The organism is Roseomonas aerilata DSM 19363, from assembly GCF_000711725.1.
GTDB classification, from domain to species: Bacteria; Pseudomonadota; Alphaproteobacteria; order Acetobacterales; family Acetobacteraceae; genus Roseomonas; species Roseomonas aerilata.
On record NZ_JONP01000005.1, the window covers coordinates 1 to 17221 of the forward strand.

The window sequence follows — 17221 nt, forward strand, 5'->3', positions numbered from 1 at the left end:
GCCCGCTGAAGGGCTCCGGCCGCGCGTGGTCGAGCGATGCGTGCCAGGCCTGGAACATGAGCAGGTTCCAGATGACGCGGTTGAAGGAGTGGTTCCGGTAGAGGAAATCCTCCCAGAGCTTGCGGCAGGCGCGCACGTCGAGCAGGCCGTGGCGGGCCAGGGCCGCCGGGCTCATCAGCGCCTCCGCCCAGTCGCGCAACTCGGACCGCAACCAGACCTCCACAGGCGCCCCGAAGCCGCGCTTCGGCCGGTCCACCAACGCGCGCGGCACGTGCCGGTAGAGTAATTGCCGAAGCGGAAGCTTGCCCTCCCCGGCTGCGTATTTCTCGGCCGTCGGGAAGCGCCAGGACATCTCGATCACGCGGTAGTCGAGCAGGGGGCAGCGCACCTCGAGCGAGGTGGACATGCTCGCCCGGTCCACCTTCGCCAGGATATCGTCCGTGAGGTAGGTCGCGAGGTCGGTGAAGCCCATGCGGTCGATCGGGGTCGAGCGGCCGAGGAGGTAGCGCGGATCCTCCAGCGGGTTCGGCAGCCCGGCGGGGCTGGCGAGAAGCGAATCCGCCTCGAGCGTCTGCGAGACGAGCATCCGGTGGACCTCGTCCGGGTCGCCCGAACCCATCAGGCAGTCGAGCAGCCGCAGCCGGCGCGCCATGCGCATCTGCCCCAGCCGCTCGGCCGCCGGCGCCAGCCCTCCCGAGACGAGACCGGCCAGGGCCCGCACGGGCCGCGGCAGGCCACGCCGCCGCTCCAGCCACTCGTTCACCGCGGCGTAGCGGGCATAGCCGCCCAGCAGCTCGTCGCCGCCATCGCCCGAGAGCGCGACGGTCACCTGGCGGCGCGCCAGCCGGCACAGCAGGGTCGTGGGCACGATCGAGTCGTCGGCCAGGGGCTCGTCGCAGACCTCGGCGATGTCGCGGATCATGTCCTGGATGTCGGCGGCGCCGAGATAGGCCTCCTCGTGCTGCGTCCCGAGATGCTCGGCCACGGCGCGCGCGTGCGGCGCCTCGTCCCACTCGCGCACGTTGAAGCCGATGGCGAAGCTGTGGACCGCGCCGGCCGAGCCCTTGGCCATGAGCGCCGTGACAAGGCTCGAGTCGATGCCGCCCGAGAGGAAGGAGCCCACGGGCACGTCGGCGACCATGCGGAGCGCGACCGAGTCCCGCAGCAGCGCCTCGAACTCCTCCTGCCGGGCCAGGCGTCCGGCGGCCTGGGCGTCCAGCCCGGCCTCCGCCACGCCCCGGAGATCCCAGTAGGGGCTGGGCTCAGGGGATTCCCGGCGCCCCGCCGCCCGGGCGTCGAGGCGCAGGATATGGCCACCGGGCAGCTTGGAGAGGCCCGCGAAGATCGTCTGACGCCCGACGACGTAGCCGATCTGGAGGAAGCCCGAGAGCGCCTCGGTCGAGAGGCGGCCGTCGAAGGCGGGATGGGCCCGCAGGGCCTTCAACTCGGAGCCGAAGAGGAAATGGCCGCCCATCCAGCCGTAATACATGGGCTTCTTGCCGATCCGGTCGCGCGCGAGGAGGAGGGAGTTCTCCCGCCGGTCCCAGACGGCGATCGCGAACATGCCGTTGGCGCGCCCCAGCGCGCGCTCGAGTCCCCATTCGTCGATGGCCTCGACCAGCACCTCGGTGTCGGAGTGCCCGCGCCAGGGATGCCCGCCGCGCGCCGCGTCGATCTCGGCGCGAAGTTCGGCGAAGTTGTAGATCTCGCCGTTCATCATAGCGACGAAGCGCCCGTCCGCGGAGGCCATCGGCTGATGGCCGGCGGGAGAGAGGTCGATGATGGAGAGGCGGCGGAAGCCGAAGGCAATGCCGCTCTCCGCATCGATCCAGGTGCCGTGATCGTCGGGCCCGCGATGCGTGAGGCGGTCGCGCATCGCTTCGACGATCCCGCGGGCCACGGCCTCGCTGCCGAAGTGTGCCGGCGACCAGAAGCCGGTCAGTCCGCACATTCAGCCCGTCTCCTCGCGATCGACCGTCCTGCGGCCCGTTGATGGCAGCCTATGGGCAGGCATTCGCCGCGACCATCCCGGTCACGATCAAGCCGTCCGGAACTGGCCTGCGGCAAGCCTTGCACCGTCGTCACCCCGGATGCGCCGCCGGCCGTTGGCGGCGTCGGCAAGGGGGCGAGCCGGGGAGGCATCCCGGCCTGCCGTTTCCAGGCCGCCAGCCTTCCTGCCTCTCGCCAGTTCTTTCGGTCACGTCGCGGCTCAACCTCCCGATGGCAACCTGCGCACTTCTCATAGAAAGGGATTAGCAACCAAACCTTATCGTAAAGACAGTGTGCGTTGTAACTTCTCAGCGATAAACGGCTCGGAGCGGCTTGCCCAACCGCTTCCAATCACGACAGCGTCGATTCATTCCCGCTTCGGTCATCCGGTATAGATGCCCGGGCGCCGGACGACCTACAGCAAGCCTTGCGCGCCGCGCAGAGCGGGAAGCGGCAGAGCAGAGGGATTCTCCTTGGCAATAGCGAGCAGGGCACGCCGGCACGACACCGGCCTCGGAGGGGCGCGCCTTCTTCTCGTCGGCATCGTCCTCGTCGCGCTGGGCGTCCGGTTCTGGCACCTTACATCTTCGTCACTTTGGGTGGACGAGGGCTTCAGCGTTCAGGTCGCGGTGCTCGACCGGGTGCGCGCCATGGAGCTGATCATGGCGGACACCCATCCCCCCCTCTACTATCTGGCGCTGCTCGCCTGGACCTCGGTCTTCGGGGCCGGGGAGTTCGCCCTGCGCTCGCTCAGCGTTCTTTTCGGCGTGCTGACGATCCCCGTGCTGTTCTCGATCGGCCGGATGCTGGTAGGGCTCCGAGTCGGGCTGCTCGCGGCCGCGCTGCTCGCCACCTCCGCCCTGCATGTGCAGTACAGCACGGAGGTGCGGATGTACTCGCTGCTGCCGCTCCTCGCCTCGGTTGCCCTCTGGGGCGCCGTGCGGTTCGCGACGGCGCCCGGGGAGCGAGGGGCGCGGCTCAAGGGCGCCTTCGCCTTCGTGCTCGGCTCCGCCCTCGCGCTCTGGACGCAGATGGCCGGCCTTTTCGTCATCCCCTCGGCGTCGCTGATCATGCTGGTGGGCTGGTGGCTCGGCGGGCGCGGGCGGGCGGCGGGCCTCACCTGGCTCGTCGCCAATATCGTGCTCCTCGGCATCCTCGCGGCCTCGGTCCCCGTCCTCTCGGTGCTGATGGCGAACGCGAAGGGGCTCGTCGCCTGGCTGCCGCCGCCCACCCCGCGCGCCGTCGCGGAGACGATCGGGCCGATGCTGGCGCAGAAGCTGAACGCTATCCTCTCCGTCCGCCTCACCACGGTAGTGGCGGCGGGCTTCGCCCTCGTCGCGGCGCTCGGGCTCTGGGCCGCGCGGCGGAACCCGCGCTTCCTTGCCTTCGCGATCCTCGCGGGCGTGCTGCCCTTCGTGCTGACCATCGCCGTCAGCTTCGCCGTGGCGCCGATCTTCGTGACGAGGATCCACCTCTGGTCGCTGCTGCCGCTCTACCTCCTGATCGCCGCGGCGATGGTGGCCTATGGCGGGCGGATGGCAGGCTTCGCGCTCGTCGGCTTCGTCATGGCCACTCAGGCGGCCGGCCTCTATGCCTATCACGCCGAGTGGAGCCGGCCGGACTGGCGGAGCGCCGTCGCGCTTATCGCGGCCTCGGCCGGGCCGGGAGACGTGATCGTCACGCCACCGCCGCCTGGCGTCGATGCCGTCATCGGCTACTACGCCGCCCCGCTGCGCCGCCTTGTCAGGCCGGTCGGGGAGAGGGAGCAACTGCCGGATCTCGTGGCGGCCGCGGAGGGAAGGCGCGTCTGGGCCGTGTCGAGCCCCTGGCACGACCGGGTCGAGCCCGCGGCGCTGGCGCAGGCCCTCGGGCAGGGGCACCGCGCGGACGCGGCCGTCTCCTTCCCGCTCGTCACCGTCCAGCTCTGGCATCCCCCGCGCGCGGAGCGGCGCTGAGGGGCCGCGCCGTCAGGCCGCGCTGCCGCGCCGGCCCCCTGCCAGGGGCCGAAGCCGGCCACCCGCGCGGCGGAGGCGCTGAAGCCGGGTCTGCAAGGTGATTCCCGCCACGCGGCGAACGGTCCGCACGAAGGCGGCGCGGGGCAGCAGCATCGTCAGCTCCCGCAGGCGGCGGTGGTAGAACATCCGGGTGCCCACCGTGACGAGCTTCTCCTCCATCTCCGCCGCCTCTTCCGGGCTGAGCCGGTGCCAGTTGGCCGTCAGCGTGGTGCGGATGAAGTGGCAGTCGGCGCCCTCCAGCAGGTAGGGTCGGTAGCTCGCGGACTCCAGCAGCTTGGCGGCAACGGCGACCTCGAGATAGGCGCGCTCCTCCGGCGTGAGGTCGGAGGAGGCCATCCGGAGAAGGTCGGTGACGCCTGCCGCCGCCCGGTACTGCGCCAGCCGCTCGCGCGGGAAGTCGAGGTCGGGCCGCCCGGTCCGGCGGCGCACCGCCGAGATGGCGGCGAGCTGCGAGGCGAGCGCGCCGATGCGCCCGTTATGGACGGACCCGCTGGTGATGCTGCCCATGTGGAACCGGTAGTCGCCGAGCAGGTCCGGCGGGTTGTGGAGGCGACCGCGCTCCTGCAGCCGCCAGTAGAGGTCCGTATCCTCGGCATGCATGACGTAGCGATAGCCCCCCACCGCCACCAGCGCGTCGCGCCGAACCATCAGGAAGGGGTGCATGAGATAGGGCTCGCGCGAGGGGAAGCTGCGCGGGTCCGCCAGCTCCGGCGGCGGCGGGCGGGCAAAGCTGCCATGCGCGGCGGTATGGTTGCCCCACTCGTCCACGTGGCGCGCCACCGCGCCGACCGCGATGAGGTCCGGGTCCGCTTCCAGGTAGGCGAGCTGCACCTCGAAGCGGTTGGGGTAGGCGAGGTCGTCGGCGTCGTGCCGCGCGACATAGGGCGCGGTGCAGCGGGCAAGGCCGATGTTCAGCGTGTCCACGATGCCGCTGTTGCCGGGCTTCTGGATGTGCTCGACCCGCGGGTCCGCCGCCGCGATGGCCGCGACGATCTCCGAGGTTCTGTCGCTGGAGCCGTCATCGATGACGAGGATGCGGATCGACCGGACCGTCTGGTTCTGGATGGATCGCACGGAGGATTCGATCGTGCCCTCGCTGTTGTAGGCGGGAATCAGGACGTCGATCAGGGCCTGGCCGTCTGCGGGCATCGTCAATTCCTTCACTTGGCCTTTAACTCGGCCTCAGGCCTGGGGCGCCACGACGGCGGCGCGCGGCCGGCGCAGCAGCTTCGAGAGAAGGCGGGCGCCCTCCTCGAAGAGGGGGTGGCGCAGCGCCCAGAGGAGGGCGACCCAGGCCAGGCCGCCGGCCGCCACGCCCGCGATGACCACCGGCAGTGGCGCCTGGGGCGACCATCCATAGAACTGCATGACAAGGGCGGCCGGCAGCACGGCGGCGGCCACCAGCAGGAGGCTGCGGCCGTAGATCGGCACGTAGTCCGCCCATCGCGTCTCTGTCATGCGCTCGAGATGCGGGCGGTAGACGAGGTACATGATCACCGCCTCCACCACCTTCGTCGCCGCCGCGGCCTCGAGGCTGACGAGGCAGCCGAGGGCAAAAAGCGCGAGCGAGGCGGGGGCGCGGAGCATCTCCAGCCGCGTCTGGCGCGCGGTCTCGTTGGAGATGACGAAGATGTCATAGGCCACCATGATCGGCACGAAGAGGGCGGCCGAGAGCGAGAGGATGCTCAGCGGCATGACCGCGTCGAGCCACTTCTCGCCGAAGAGGGCGAGGACCAGGGGTCCGGAAACCACGCCGATGCCGACGAAGACCGGCCAGAGGAAGCCGGTCAGCACCTGCGTAAGCCGCAGGTAGCTGTGGCGCAGCGAGATCCCCTGTCGCTTCTGCTCCGCGAAGTCCACGAAGAGCACGCGCAGGACGATGATCTGGATGTTCTCCCAAAGCACGCCCGTCAGGCTCGTCGCGCGGGAATAGATGCCGAAGGCGGCGAGGCCGAGGAACTTCGCGAGCACGAGGTCCGCCATCCTGCCCTGCAGCCCGTTGATGGCGGAGATGGCGAGCACCTGCGTTCCGAAGCGGACCACATCCCGCCAGCCCTGCAACCCCAGCGAGAGGACGATGGAATCCCGGGCGAAGAGGTTGTTCAGGACGGCCGCGGCAAGGGCGCTGATCACCTGCCCGTAGGCGAGGCTCATGTAGCCATGACCCGCATAGGCGAAGGCAAGCGTCGCCGCATTCGACAGCGAGTAGCGAAAAACATTGACGATCGCGACGAGCCGGAACTCCCCGCGCCGCTCGATGGAGGCGGAGGGGATGAAGTCGAAGATCCCGATCAGCGGCAGGACCGCCATGACGCGCAGAAGGTCCTCCACGCCCGGTTCCTTCAGCAGCGCGCCGCCGAGGAGGCTGAGGAGGAGGATGGCGAGCGATACCACGACGGCGAGAGCGCCATTAATGGTGAACAGCGTGCGCTTCAGAGGCTGAGTCAGCTCCGCCGCGCGAATAAGATAGGAGCCGAGCCCGAAGGAGCGGACGATCGAGAGCAGGCCCACGATCGAGAGCGCGATGGCGAAGATGCCCATCTCGTAGGGGCCGAGTAGCCGCGCGATGAGGATCGAGACGACGAACTGGAGGACGAACAGGCTGCCCTGCGCCATCGTCATCCACGCAAAGCCTTGTCTTATCGACGCCACGCGCTGGTTCCTTGCGAGCCGATCGCTCTCGTCATGCGGTTGGCCATGCGGCGGCCGTTCTGGCGTCCCTGCTCCGGCATTTCTGGCGGATATGCCGATAACGAACGCCATCGCAACGGTCGCGTCACGGTGACCACCCGGCTTTGCTCGGAAACGTGATCGGCACGCGATCACGAGCCGGCGGTGCGGTCGTTTACCGCAAACCCGCAGGCGCTCAAAGTTTGTGCTGCACACAGGATCATGATCGCCCGGCCTCGTCGGCACGGCCGAAGAAGCCCATGTATCAGGGCGGATACGCGGCAAGGCCTCGCCGGAAATCGTGGCCGTGCAGGAGCGATGACGGTGATGTGAGCGCGACGCCCGTGCGGGGCACGTGCAAAGCCGCTCGCCATCGGCGATGTGACCTGCCGCGGCGTTTGCGGCGCAGCGAACGCTTGCTAATGTAAAACGAAGGGCCGCCTGCCACCCGGTAGTCGAGGTGCATTCTGTCTCGTTCCGCGGCCCAGCAGACAGGATTCGCCGGTGGGTAGATCGTCTACAGCCTTACGCCCGCTCGCCATGGTCGCCAGCCTCGTGGTGCTGGCGTGGTTCATCCTCCCGGTCCTGCACGCCACCTATACGGAAGGCTTCGAGCCGAGCATCGGCATCAACGCCCTCGGCCTCCGCTCGGGGAGGGTGCAGGACATCGATCTTCTCTATCCCTTCAGCGGTCGCTTCTTCCTCGTCACGCGGCTGGGTAGCACGGCGGTGATCGCGGGGCTCGGCGCGCTCGACCATCTCCCCACGCTTGTGAACTTCCGGCTGGTGATGCTCGCGTCGCTGGTGCTGCTCGTCGGCGCCGTCGTCTATCTTCTCGCGCGGGTCTATCGCGTCCCGCCGGCCTTCGGCGCGCTCGCCTGCCTGCTCTTCCCGCCGATCTTCGAATCCGCCTACCTCTTCAACGACAACGTCCTCTCGGCGGGCCTGACCACCCTCGCCGTCGCGGTGTTCTGGACGCGGCTGTCGCTTCCCGCCACGGCGGTGGCGGCCGTGCTGATGGGGCTCGCCGCAGCGACGCGGCCGGACGCGCTCTTCGTCCTTCCGGCCTTCGCGGTGCTCATGTGGTTCGAGCTGCCGAGCTGGCGGGCCCGCTTCGCGCACGCCCTTCTCGCAGCGCCGCTGATCGCCCTCATCCCCCTCGGGGTCTACGCCGCCTTCGGCCTCAACTATCTCGAGATCTTCTCCGTGGCCTCGCGCGCCATCGCGCTCTGGGACCGGCAGGAGGGCTTCGTCTCGCTGCTGCGGCACGCGGTCTATGGCCTGGCCTTGCCCGGGATAATCCTCCTGCCGCTCGGCCTCGCCTCCTTCCTCGCCCAGCGGCGCTGGCGGGAGGTGCTGCTCTGCATCCTCGTCCCGCTCGTCTATCTCGCGGCCTATGGGCGCTCCCTCTACGAGCTGCGCTACCTCCTTCCGCTCGCGCCCTTCATCACCATCGCCATCGTTGAGGGAGGGCGCGCGGTGCTGCGCGCCCGCGGCCTGCCCCGCGTGGTGCTCTCCGGGGCGCTCGTGATCGCCGTCCTCGGCCTCCTCGCGCCACCGGTCCGGGTACCCTCCTGGCAGATCGCGCGGCTGGGCGTGGACAATGACGGGCCGCGGCCACTCATCGGCAGGATCTGGTCGCCGCTCATCTGGACGCGCTGGCTCGACGACCTCAATGGCGGGATCGCCGCCACCGAAGAGGCCATCGAGCGCGACGCGCGGGGGGGGCAGCCCCGGGTCTTCGTCTCCACCTACTGGAACTCCGACCGGCTGCTGGACCTGCTGCTGCTCGAACACGGCTTCACGCCGCGGCACGAGGGATTGCCCGAGGCCTGCCGCAGCGTCGCCGAGGTTTTCGCGCGCGGGGAGACGACGGTGATGCACGTGCGCACACATCTCCCCTTCGTGCCGGGCCAGCGCGAGGCCGTGAACTGGCAGGAAGGCGGGCTGCCCTGCCTGCGCGACGCCGGCCTCGCCGATGCCACGGCGCTTGTGCTCGGTTGGCGCCCAGCCGCCTATTCCCCCGCTGGCACCGGCCGCGAGGAGGGCGTAACGGAGGTCTTCCGGCCGCCCGGCGAGATCGTGCCGGACTGGGCGGACCCCGCGCTGCGGCGCCAGGTCTACCTCATCGCGCAGGCGCCGGTGGCGGCGGTTGCGAAATACCTCAACGCGCCGGTGACACCGGCCGAGAGGAAGGTGGCTGAGGACCTGTTCCTCGCGCGCACCCGGTTGCTGCAGTAGCCGTGCCCCCGTCGATGAAGGGCAGGGCGCGCGGCGGCCGGTGCGTTGGATCGAGTGCGAGGAGCATCGAGAGATGACGCCAGGGACGCGCGTGAACCTGGTCATGCCGATGGCGGGGCGTGGCAGCCGCTTCGGCCGGGCGGGATTCGACCTGCCCAAGCCGCTTCTCCTGCTGGATGGCGAGCCCTTCTTCTGGTGGGCGACGGAGGCGCTGCGGCGCTGCTTCGACCTCCAGTCGATGAGCTTCGTCGTGCTGGCCGAGCACATCGAGGCGCACGCGATCGACCGGCGGATCCTCGAGCGCTACCCGCAGGCCTCGATCATCGCCCTGCCAGAGGTGACCTCCGGCGCGCTGGAAACCGCGATGCTCGGCTGCGAGGGCGTGCCGGAGGATGGCTGGCTGGTGGTGAACGACTGCGACCACACCTTCCGCGCCGATCGCCTGGCCGCGGCCCTGCCCGCCATGCCGCCCGAGACCGCGGGTTTCCTCTGCCACTTCCACGCGACCGCCCCCGCCTATTCCTACGCGGCCTATGACGAGCGGGGCGATCTTCTTCGCACCGTGGAGAAGGAGGCGATCAGCGACCTCGCCATCGCCGGCGCCTATGGCTTCCGGAACCGCGAGACCTTCCTCCACCACGCCAGCGCCTACGCCGCGGACTGCCCTTACCCCGAGCTGTTCGTCAGCGGGATCTACAACACGATGGTGGCGGCGGGGGAGAAGGTGCGCGGCGTGCTGCTCGACGAGCACCTCTCCTTCGGCACGCCCGTGGAGTACGAGGCGGCCCTCGCTCGGATCGGGAGCTTCGGTTCCTGGCGCGGCGCCGAGGTGCGGGGCTAGACGGGGGTGGCGATGAACCCCGAATGGGTCTCGGCCCTGGGTCTCGTGGCGGCGCTCGCGCTGCTCGTGCTCGGCCATCTCGTCCGCGTGCTCCGCTGGTCGCTGCTGCTGCGCCAGATCGGCACGCCGCGCTCCAGCACCGGCTTCCTCGCGCTCTCCCTCGCCTATGTGCTCAACGCCTTCCTGCCGCTGCGGCTCGGTGAGATCGCGCGCGGGGTCTACTATGCCTCCCGCACGCGCAGCGACCTTGCCTACGTGCTCGCCACGATCGTGGTCGAGCGCGCCTTCGACCTGCTGGCCGTCTGGGTGCTCGTCCTCGTCTTCACCGCCGCCGGCGTGTTCTCGGACGTCGATGTTTGGGCCTGGACCGCGGGCGCGGTGCTGGTGGTCGGCGGCGTGTTCCTCTCGGCCGTGCTGGTCGAGCGCTCCGCCCGGTTTCGCTACTTGGTCTGGCTCGCGGCCTCGATCTTCAATCCGCGCATCCGCTTGGTGATCCTCGACGGTGCCTGGTCGCTGCCCGAGGTGCTGTCCGAGGCCAGCGCGCAATGGGTGCGCATCGTCGCGCAGGGCGCGGCCATGTGGGCGCTCTACCTGCTCTCCTACCTCATGCTGTCGCGGGCAGTGGGAGTGGACTTCCAGCGCCTCTTCATCGTCATCCACGGCGCGCCGCTCGAGCCTGCCTTCCTCTCCCTCCTGCAGGAGGGGACGGGGCAGGCTCTGGTGCTGCTTCTCTACACCGTCGCGCCCTTCGCCCTCGTCCTCGGCTACGGCATCTTCAGGGAACGCATCGGCGTCACGCTGCGCGGGGCCATCAGCTGGGTCTCGGACCCGATGCTTTACGTCCACCGCCTGCCACGCTCGCGCAACCGCTTCTCGGAGGCCGAGCAGTATAGTGGCTTCCTGATGCGCCGCTTCAGCGGGGCCTCCGACCTCGTCTCCGACTTCGAGGCGAACGCGATCGGGGACGCGGTGGTGCAGCGCATGTTCCGCGGTGGCTCCGACGCGCTGACCGCCATGGTGCAGGTCGGCAACGAGCTTCGCATTCGCAAATACGCGCTCGGCAGTGCCGCCGGGAAGCTGCACGACCAGTGCCGGTGGCTGGAGACGCACGGCACCGACCTGCCCCTCGTGCGGATTACGGACCAATCCCGCATCGGCTCGCGCTTCCTCTACGACATGGAGTATTCCCCAACCTCGCGCGACCTGTTCGACATCATCCATTCCTCGGACATCGAATCCTCCTGGCGCATCCTCGAGGACGTGCTGAACGCGATGCGGGCACTGCACGAGCGTACCCGCGGCGCGCCCGCCGGTCCGGAGGTCATCGAGCGCTACGCCAAGGAGAAGGTCGCGGGCAACCTGCGGAACATCCAGGACGCCTTCCCGCTGTTCTTCGACGGGGACACGGTGCTGGTGAACGGAGTGAGGGTGGATATCGGGCTGCTGGAGCGCTTTGCCGCCCCGGATTTCGTCACCAGCCGCATCCACCGGCGGGAGACGGCCACGATCCACGGTGACCTCACCATCGAGAACATCCTGGCCGATCCGGTGCGCGCCTCGCACTGGTTCCTGATCGACCCCAACGTCGGCAACATCTTCGAGTCCCCGCTGCTCGACTACGCGAAGCTGCTGCAGTCGCTGCATCTCGGCTACGAATCCCTCAACCGCGATATTTCCTGCTCCTACGGGGATGGCGTGCTCACCTTCCCCATCGCGCGCACGGCCCAGTACGCCGTGCTGCACGAGCGGGCGACGGCCTGGATGCGCGAGAACCTCGGAGAGGACGGGCTGCGCGAGGTGCGGCTGCACGAGGTCGTGCACTATTTCCGCCTGACACCCTACAAGTTCCGCAAGGGTGCCTATGCGGGGCTGGTTTTCCTCGGATGCCTCTGCCTGCTGGTGCAGCGCTACTTCGACGAGTACGAAGATTGCTGAGGGCCGTTCTCGTCGATTTCGACGGCACCCTCGTCGAGAGTGAGCACGCGAACGCCGCCGCCTATGCCGCGGCGCTCGGCGAGCACGGCGTGATGGTGGAGGCGGACGCGATCCTTCCGCGCATCACCGGCCGCGCCTGGGGCGATTTCCTGCCGGAACTTCTGGCCGATGCCCCCGGCACGGAGCCGGCGGCGGTCGCCCGGCGCAAGCGGGCGATCTACCCCGATTTCTTCGGCCTGATCCGCCCGAACGAGGCGCTGGCCGACCTGTTGCGGGCAACGCGCCTCGGCTCGCTCGCGACCGGGCTCGTCACCACCGCGGCCGCCGGCAGCACGGAGGCGATCCTTGATCGCTTCGCGCTGCGCGGCCTCTTCGACATCCTCGTCTGCGGCGATCATGTTTCCCGCGCCAAGCCGGACCCGGAGGGTTATCACCTGGCCGCGCGGCAGCTCGGGATACGCCCGGACGAGTGCATGGTTATCGAGGATTCCGAGACCGGCCTCGCCGCCGCCCGCGCCTTCGGCGGCCATGTGCTGCGCTGGACAGGTGGCGCATGAGGAACCTGCCGCCCTGGCTGATCAACTTCCTCAAATTCGGCGGGCTCTCCGGCCTCGGCTGGATCGCCGATACCTGCATCCTTCTCCTGCTCGTCCGGCTGGCCGGCATGGCGCCCTTCGCGGCCAACATCATCAGCTCCAGCATCGCGGCGCTCTCGGTCTTCCTCCTGTCGCGCGAGAAGGTCTTCAACAAGGCCGCCGGGGGGATGGGGCTGCGCGTCGCCGGCTATCTCGTTTACACGCTGATGGTCATCCTCATCGCCTCCGCCGGCGTCGGGGCGATCACCGCCTGGCTGGGCGGGCTGGCCAGGGCGGAGGGCGTCGCGCTCTCGGCCACGGCCCTGGCGGCGGTCGCCAAGGTGCTCGTCACGCCGCCGCAGCTGATCCTCAACTTCCTTGTATCCCGTTTCATCATCGAACGTGACCTGAAGGGTGGCGGATCCGTCCATGGCTGACCGAATTCTCGTCTTCGTCCCCGCCTACAACTGCGCCCCGCAGATCGGCCGCGTGCTCGCGCAGCTTGCTGCGGTGCCGTCCGGCACCTTCACTGAGGTCCTCGTGCTGGACAACGGCAGCCGCGACGGCACGGCGGAGGCGGCGATAGAGGCCGCGCGCTCCGTCACGACATGCCCGGTCACGGTGGCGCGCAACCGCGACAACTACAGCCTCGGCGGCTCGCACAAGTCGGCCTTCGCGCATGCCGTCCGGCAGGGCTACACCCATGTCGTCGTGCTGCACGGCGATGACCAGGGCTCGATCGCCGACCTCCTGCCGGTGATCGAGCGCGGCGACCACCGCCGCTACGACGCCTGCCTCGGCGCCCGGTTTGCCAGGGGATCGCGGCTGGAGGGCTATTCGCGCTTCCGGATCTTCGGGAACCACGTGTTCAACGCGCTCTTCACCGGCGTGTCCTTCCGCCGCGTGCTGGACCTTGGCTCGGGGCTGAACATCTTCGCGCGCTCGGTCTTCGCCGACCCCGGCATTGCCCGCTACGCCGACGACCTGCGCTTCAATGTCTATCTCCTCCTCGGCCTCATCGACGGAGGACGGAAGTTCATGTTCTTCCCGATCAGCTGGCGGGAGTCGGACCAGGTTTCCAACGTGAAGATGGTGTCGCAGTCGCTGCGGACCCTGAAGATCCTGCGGGAATACGCCCTCGGCCGCCGCGCCTTCCGCGAGGGCGAGCACCGCGACATCCCGCGGGAATCCTATGAATTCGAGGTGCTCGGCACCAATGCGGCCTGAGGCCGCCGGCCCTCAGCGCGACTTCGCCGCCTCGGCCGCGCCGCGCAGCACGAAGGCCGAGACCGTCTGGCCGAGGCATTCCCCCAGCTGGTCCACCATGGCCGATCGCCTCGCACGAGGCGCGCGCTCGAGGTCGATGCGGTCGGTATCCGCCCAGAAGCGCATCAGCTCGTAGCGCGGGAAGACCGCGGCCCCCTGGCCTGCGGCCGCGATGCGGATCGTGTCCTGATAGGCGGTGACATCGGCGTTCGCCCGCAGGAAGCGCGAGAACTGCTGGTCCATCAGCACGGTGTCGATGTCGCGGTCCTTCAGCCATCCGAGGCCGCTGGCCAGGCGGTCGGCCAGCCAGTCCGGCTCCAGGCCGCGCGCCGCCTCCACGGTGCCGACCTGCCAGATCACGAGCTGCGGGGCCGGGTCCATCGCGGCCTCGATCATCATCAGCATGTCGGCCGCCGTTAGCCCGCGCCCGCCGAGGACCTTCACCTCCAACCGCAAGTCGGGACGGCTCTCCCGCAGGCTCGCCTCCAGCCGCGCGGGCCAGGCATGGCCGGGGGTGCTGCTGCCAGGCCCGAAGACGGAGGCGGAGCCGACGACGAGGACGCGAAGGGCGCCCTCTGCCAGCGCGCGCTCGGTGGCGGGCAGGGGCAGGGCGGCCTCCAGCAGCTCGGGCGGCGCGTCGCAGGTCGAGGCCGCGGCGGGCAGCGCCGGCAGGAGCAGTGCCAGCACCAGGAACGCGACGCGCGGGCTGCAACACCTCATGCCGGCCTCCCCGAGGGGATCGCGGGGCTCGCGCGCCGCGCCCGTTCCTTCCCTTTGTACCAGCCCGACAGCCAGGCGACGGCGACGAGGCTGGCCAATCCGGCGGCGTTCACCGCCAGCTGCATCATAACGCGGTCGTCATATTCCAGTGCAAGCCGCCCCATGAAGGAGAAGAGGATGCCGCTGCAGAAGACGGGCAGCCCCTGCTGGCCCATGGCCAGGAAGGGCCAGGCCGCCCCACTCCGCAGCCAGGCCGCCGAGGCCGGCACCCAGTGGGCGACGAGGTAGGTGAGGGCGAGGATGGAGACGAGGCGGAAGGGGTGCATCGCCGTCTTGTCCACGTCCGTCAGCAGCCCGGTGAACCAGCGCGGCGCCAGTTGGCCGAGATCCGGTCGGTGCCAGGCGAGGAAGAGCAAGGCGAAGGCAAAGACAAGCCAGGCCAATGCCAGCCCGCCTGCCCAGCGCCGCCAGGGGAAGGAGAGCGGCCCCGGCGCGCCGTCGGGCGCTCGATGCCCGATCAGCACCCCGATGACGAAGAGAAGCTGCCAGCCGCCGGGGTTGAAGAACCATCCCCCGCCCGTCCAGGTCGGCAGTTCGAGCCCGAGCAGCCGCGTCGCGGCGTAGAGGATCAGGGAGAGCCCCAGCAGCAGCCGCGGCCGGCGGATCAGCGGCAGGATGAGCGCGAATTGCAGCAGAAGCAGGATGTAGAGCGGCAGAATGTTCAGGAAGGCCGGCTGGAAGCGCAGCAGCAAGGCTTCCAGCAGCGCGCGGTAGGGCTGCTCCCCGAAAGCGTCGAGGTGCAACTCGTCGATGTAAATGGAGGCGTCCATCGCCGCCGCCGAGTAGCCGACCTGGGCTGTGAACATCACGAAGAGCACGATATGCGCGACGTAGAGCGTGCCCACCCGCCGCAGCACCTGCGCCGCCGCGAAGAGCCATCCCTCCCGTTCCAGCGCCGCGCCGTAGGCGATGCCCCCCGCATAGCCCGCGAGCAGCACGAAGGCCTCCGTCGCGTCGCAGAGGGTGATGTTGCGCAGGGTCAGGTTGCCCAGCCGGTTATCGGGGATGTGGTCGATGAAGATGAACCACAGGGCGATGCCGCGGAAGAAATCGGCCCGCAGGTCGCGAGGGCGCCGCCCGCCCGCGACGGGGGCCGTGGCACCCGGCGAGGCCTGAGCTGATCCCTCCATGACATCCTCCAGGCGTGCGGAACGGCACCGCCACCGGGCGGCCGCAGCGGTAACGCCCCGGGCCGCCATCAGCCGGTCAAGCTTGGCGGAATCCGCGACCGCGTGACACACTGGCGAATGCTCCGCATGCTGATCATCTGCGGCTTGGCCCTTCTCGCGCTGCCGGCGGCGGCCGCGGAATGTCCGGCGGCGCCGGTCCAGCCCCTCTCCTTGCCGGCCACGGCGGCGGCGATGGCGGCGGGGCGGCCGGTGAGCATTCTCGCCTTCGGCTCCTCCTCCACGGAGGGTTTCGCGGCCAGCAGCCCGGAGGTCAGCTATCCCGCGCGCCTGCAGGCCCGGCTGCGCGAGGCCCTGCCGGGCCATCTCGTCACCGTGCTGAACCGTGGCCGGGGCGGGGAGGAGGTGGCGGAGATGATGCGCCGCCTGAAGCGCGACGTGCTGGAGGCCTCCCCCACCCTCGTGATCTGGCAGGTCGGCAGCAATGCCGTGCTGCGCGGCATGCCGCCCGCCCTTTATCGGGAAAGGGTGGAGGCCGGGCTAGAACGCCTCCGTGCCGCAGGCATCGAGGTGGTGCTGATGGACAACCAGGAGGCGCCGAAGCTCCAAGCCCTGCCCGAGGGGAATGAGAGGATCCTGGCGCAGACGGCGGGCATCGCCCGTGACAGAGGCGTGCCCCTCTTCTCCCGCTCCGCCCTGATGCGGCACTGGCAGACGGAGGGCGTGCCGACTGCCGCGGTGATCGGGCCGGACGGGCTGCACCATACCGACCTCGGCTACGACTGCGTTGCGGCTGCCCTGGCGGACAGCATCCTCGCCGCCCTGCGCCCCGCCCTCCCTCCGGCAGCCGGGGTGGCGCATGCCGGCGGGCCGCGCTGACCAGACCGCGGGTGCATGACGTGACCAGGGACGCCGCCGCGCCCGTGCGCCCTCAGCCGCGGCCCCGCTCGCCCGCGCTCGCCTCCGCGCGGCGGGTCTGGGGCATGGTCTATCGCCACCTCGCCCTCTTCCGCCGCTCCTGGCCGCGGGTGGTGGAACTGATGTACTGGCCCGTCCTGCAGATGACGGTCTGGGGCTTCGTCACGGCCTATGTCGCGGGCGTCGGGCAGAACACGGCGACCCTCGCCGCAGGCGTGCTGCTCGGCGGCGTGCTGCTCTGGGAGGTGACGCTGCGAAGCCAGATGGGCTTCTCCATCTCCTTCCTCGAGGAGATCTGGTCGCGCAACCTCGGCCACGTCTTCGTCTCCCCGCTCCGCCCCTGGGAACTCGTCGCGGCGCTGATCCTCATGAGCGCGATCCGTATGCTCGTCGGCGTGCTGCCGGCGGTGCTGCTCGCCTGGCTGCTCTACGGCTTCGGGCTCTTCTCGCTCGGGCCCGTCGTGGTGCTCTTCTTCGCGGCGCTGATGATGATGGGCTGGGCGGTGGCACTCGGCGTCACCGCCCTCATCCTGCGGCACGGGGCGGGGGCGGAGTCGCTGGCCTGGTCGGTCCTCTTCGGCCTCGCGCCCATCTCGGCGGTCTACTACCCCGTCTCGATCCTGCCCGGCTGGCTCCAACCCGTCGCGCTGGCCACTCCCTCCGCCCATGTCTTCGAGGGGATGCGGGCCGCGCTGATCGAGGGGCGCGTGGCCTGGGGTCATCTCGGCTGGGCCTTCGCGCTCGACCTCCTCTGGATCGGCGCGATGGGCTGGGTCTTCATGCGCCAGTTCCACCAGGCGCGCGACAGCGGGGCGTTGCTAACCATCGGGGAATAGGAAGGGGCCTCGTCCCGCGCGGCCTTGT

General features: G+C 69.8%; 14 protein-coding genes. 9 read left to right on the forward strand and 5 right to left on the reverse strand.

The genetic code is table 11. The features are described from left to right. Positions 1 to 1951, reverse strand: a 1951-nt coding sequence (gene asnB, locus BO39_RS07140; RefSeq protein ID WP_156963561.1) for an asparagine synthase (glutamine-hydrolyzing), incomplete at its 3' end; no start/stop codon positions are given. A gap of 511 nt (positions 1952 to 2462) precedes the next feature. Between asnB and BO39_RS07145 the strand changes: the two genes are divergently transcribed. After that, entirely contained in the window at positions 2463 to 3944 is a 1482-nt protein-coding gene (locus BO39_RS07145) for a glycosyltransferase family 39 protein (protein WP_169742736.1), read from the forward strand. A 12-nt stretch (positions 3945 to 3956) separates the two neighbouring features. On the opposite strand, the gene BO39_RS07150 is transcribed toward BO39_RS07145, so the two are convergent. Both BO39_RS07150 and BO39_RS07155 read right to left on the reverse strand, forming a co-directional pair. Further along, on the reverse strand, positions 3957 to 5153 hold the full coding sequence (locus BO39_RS07150; RefSeq protein WP_043831538.1) for a glycosyltransferase family 2 protein: 1197 nt from the start codon (positions 5151 to 5153) through the stop codon (positions 3957 to 3959). Between the two features lie 33 nt (positions 5154 to 5186). Continuing rightward, entirely contained in the window at positions 5187 to 6767 is a 1581-nt protein-coding gene (locus BO39_RS07155) for an oligosaccharide flippase family protein (RefSeq protein ID WP_084697919.1), read from the reverse strand. 411 nt (positions 6768 to 7178) lie between these two features. Here BO39_RS07155 and BO39_RS07160 point away from each other — a divergent pair, with 411 nt between their 5' ends. The 6 genes from BO39_RS07160 to BO39_RS07185 all read left to right on the forward strand — a co-directional run bounded on the left by BO39_RS07160 (position 7179) and on the right by BO39_RS07185 (position 13493). After that, on the forward strand, positions 7179 to 8915 hold the full coding sequence (locus BO39_RS07160; RefSeq protein WP_156963563.1) for a hypothetical protein: 1737 nt from the start codon (positions 7179 to 7181) through the stop codon (positions 8913 to 8915). Positions 8916 to 8988: 73 nt separating this feature from the next. Beyond that, positions 8989 to 9756, forward strand: a complete 768-nt coding sequence (locus tag BO39_RS07165; protein ID WP_043831541.1) for an NTP transferase domain-containing protein — start codon at positions 8989 to 8991, stop codon at positions 9754 to 9756. A gap of 12 nt (positions 9757 to 9768) precedes the next feature. Next, the gene (locus BO39_RS07170) at positions 9769 to 11691 is read left to right on the forward strand and encodes a lysylphosphatidylglycerol synthase transmembrane domain-containing protein (protein ID WP_043831542.1); all 1923 of its coding nucleotides are present in this window, start codon (positions 9769 to 9771) and stop codon (positions 11689 to 11691) included. Beyond that, the gene (locus BO39_RS29715) at positions 11685 to 12248 is read left to right on the forward strand and encodes an HAD family hydrolase (RefSeq protein WP_052401729.1); all 564 of its coding nucleotides are present in this window, start codon (positions 11685 to 11687) and stop codon (positions 12246 to 12248) included. Before BO39_RS07170 ends, BO39_RS29715 begins: the two co-directional genes overlap by 7 nt. After that, on the forward strand, positions 12245 to 12703 hold the full coding sequence (locus tag BO39_RS07180) for a GtrA family protein (RefSeq protein WP_043831543.1): 459 nt from the start codon (positions 12245 to 12247) through the stop codon (positions 12701 to 12703). The genes BO39_RS29715 and BO39_RS07180 overlap by 4 nt, the downstream gene beginning before the upstream one ends. Beyond that, entirely contained in the window at positions 12696 to 13493 is a 798-nt protein-coding gene (locus BO39_RS07185; RefSeq protein ID WP_043831544.1) for a glycosyltransferase family 2 protein, read from the forward strand. The genes BO39_RS07180 and BO39_RS07185 overlap by 8 nt, the downstream gene beginning before the upstream one ends. Positions 13494 to 13505: 12 nt before the next feature. Here the strand turns inward: BO39_RS07185 and BO39_RS07190 are convergent, their stop codons facing one another. Further along, positions 13506 to 14252 carry an SGNH/GDSL hydrolase family protein gene (locus tag BO39_RS07190; protein ID WP_156963565.1) on the reverse strand — a complete coding sequence of 249 codons (747 nt, stop codon included), beginning with the start codon at positions 14250 to 14252 and terminating at the stop codon, positions 13506 to 13508. Continuing rightward, positions 14249 to 15442 carry an OpgC family protein gene (locus BO39_RS07195; RefSeq protein ID WP_052401730.1) on the reverse strand — a complete coding sequence of 398 codons (1194 nt, stop codon included), beginning with the start codon at positions 15440 to 15442 and terminating at the stop codon, positions 14249 to 14251. The genes BO39_RS07190 and BO39_RS07195 overlap by 4 nt, the downstream gene beginning before the upstream one ends. Positions 15443 to 15568: 126 nt before the next feature. On the opposite strand from BO39_RS07195, the gene BO39_RS07200 reads away from it, so the two are divergent. Together BO39_RS07200 and BO39_RS07205 are read left to right on the forward strand one after the other, a co-directional pair. After that, a complete protein-coding gene (locus tag BO39_RS07200; RefSeq protein WP_052401804.1) occupies positions 15569 to 16318 on the forward strand; it encodes an SGNH/GDSL hydrolase family protein in 750 nt (249 codons plus the stop codon). Positions 16319 to 16338: 20 nt separating this feature from the next. Then, on the forward strand, positions 16339 to 17193 hold the full coding sequence (locus BO39_RS07205) for an ABC transporter permease (RefSeq protein ID WP_420493635.1): 855 nt from the start codon (positions 16339 to 16341) through the stop codon (positions 17191 to 17193). Positions 17194 to 17221: the final 28 nt, after the last annotated feature.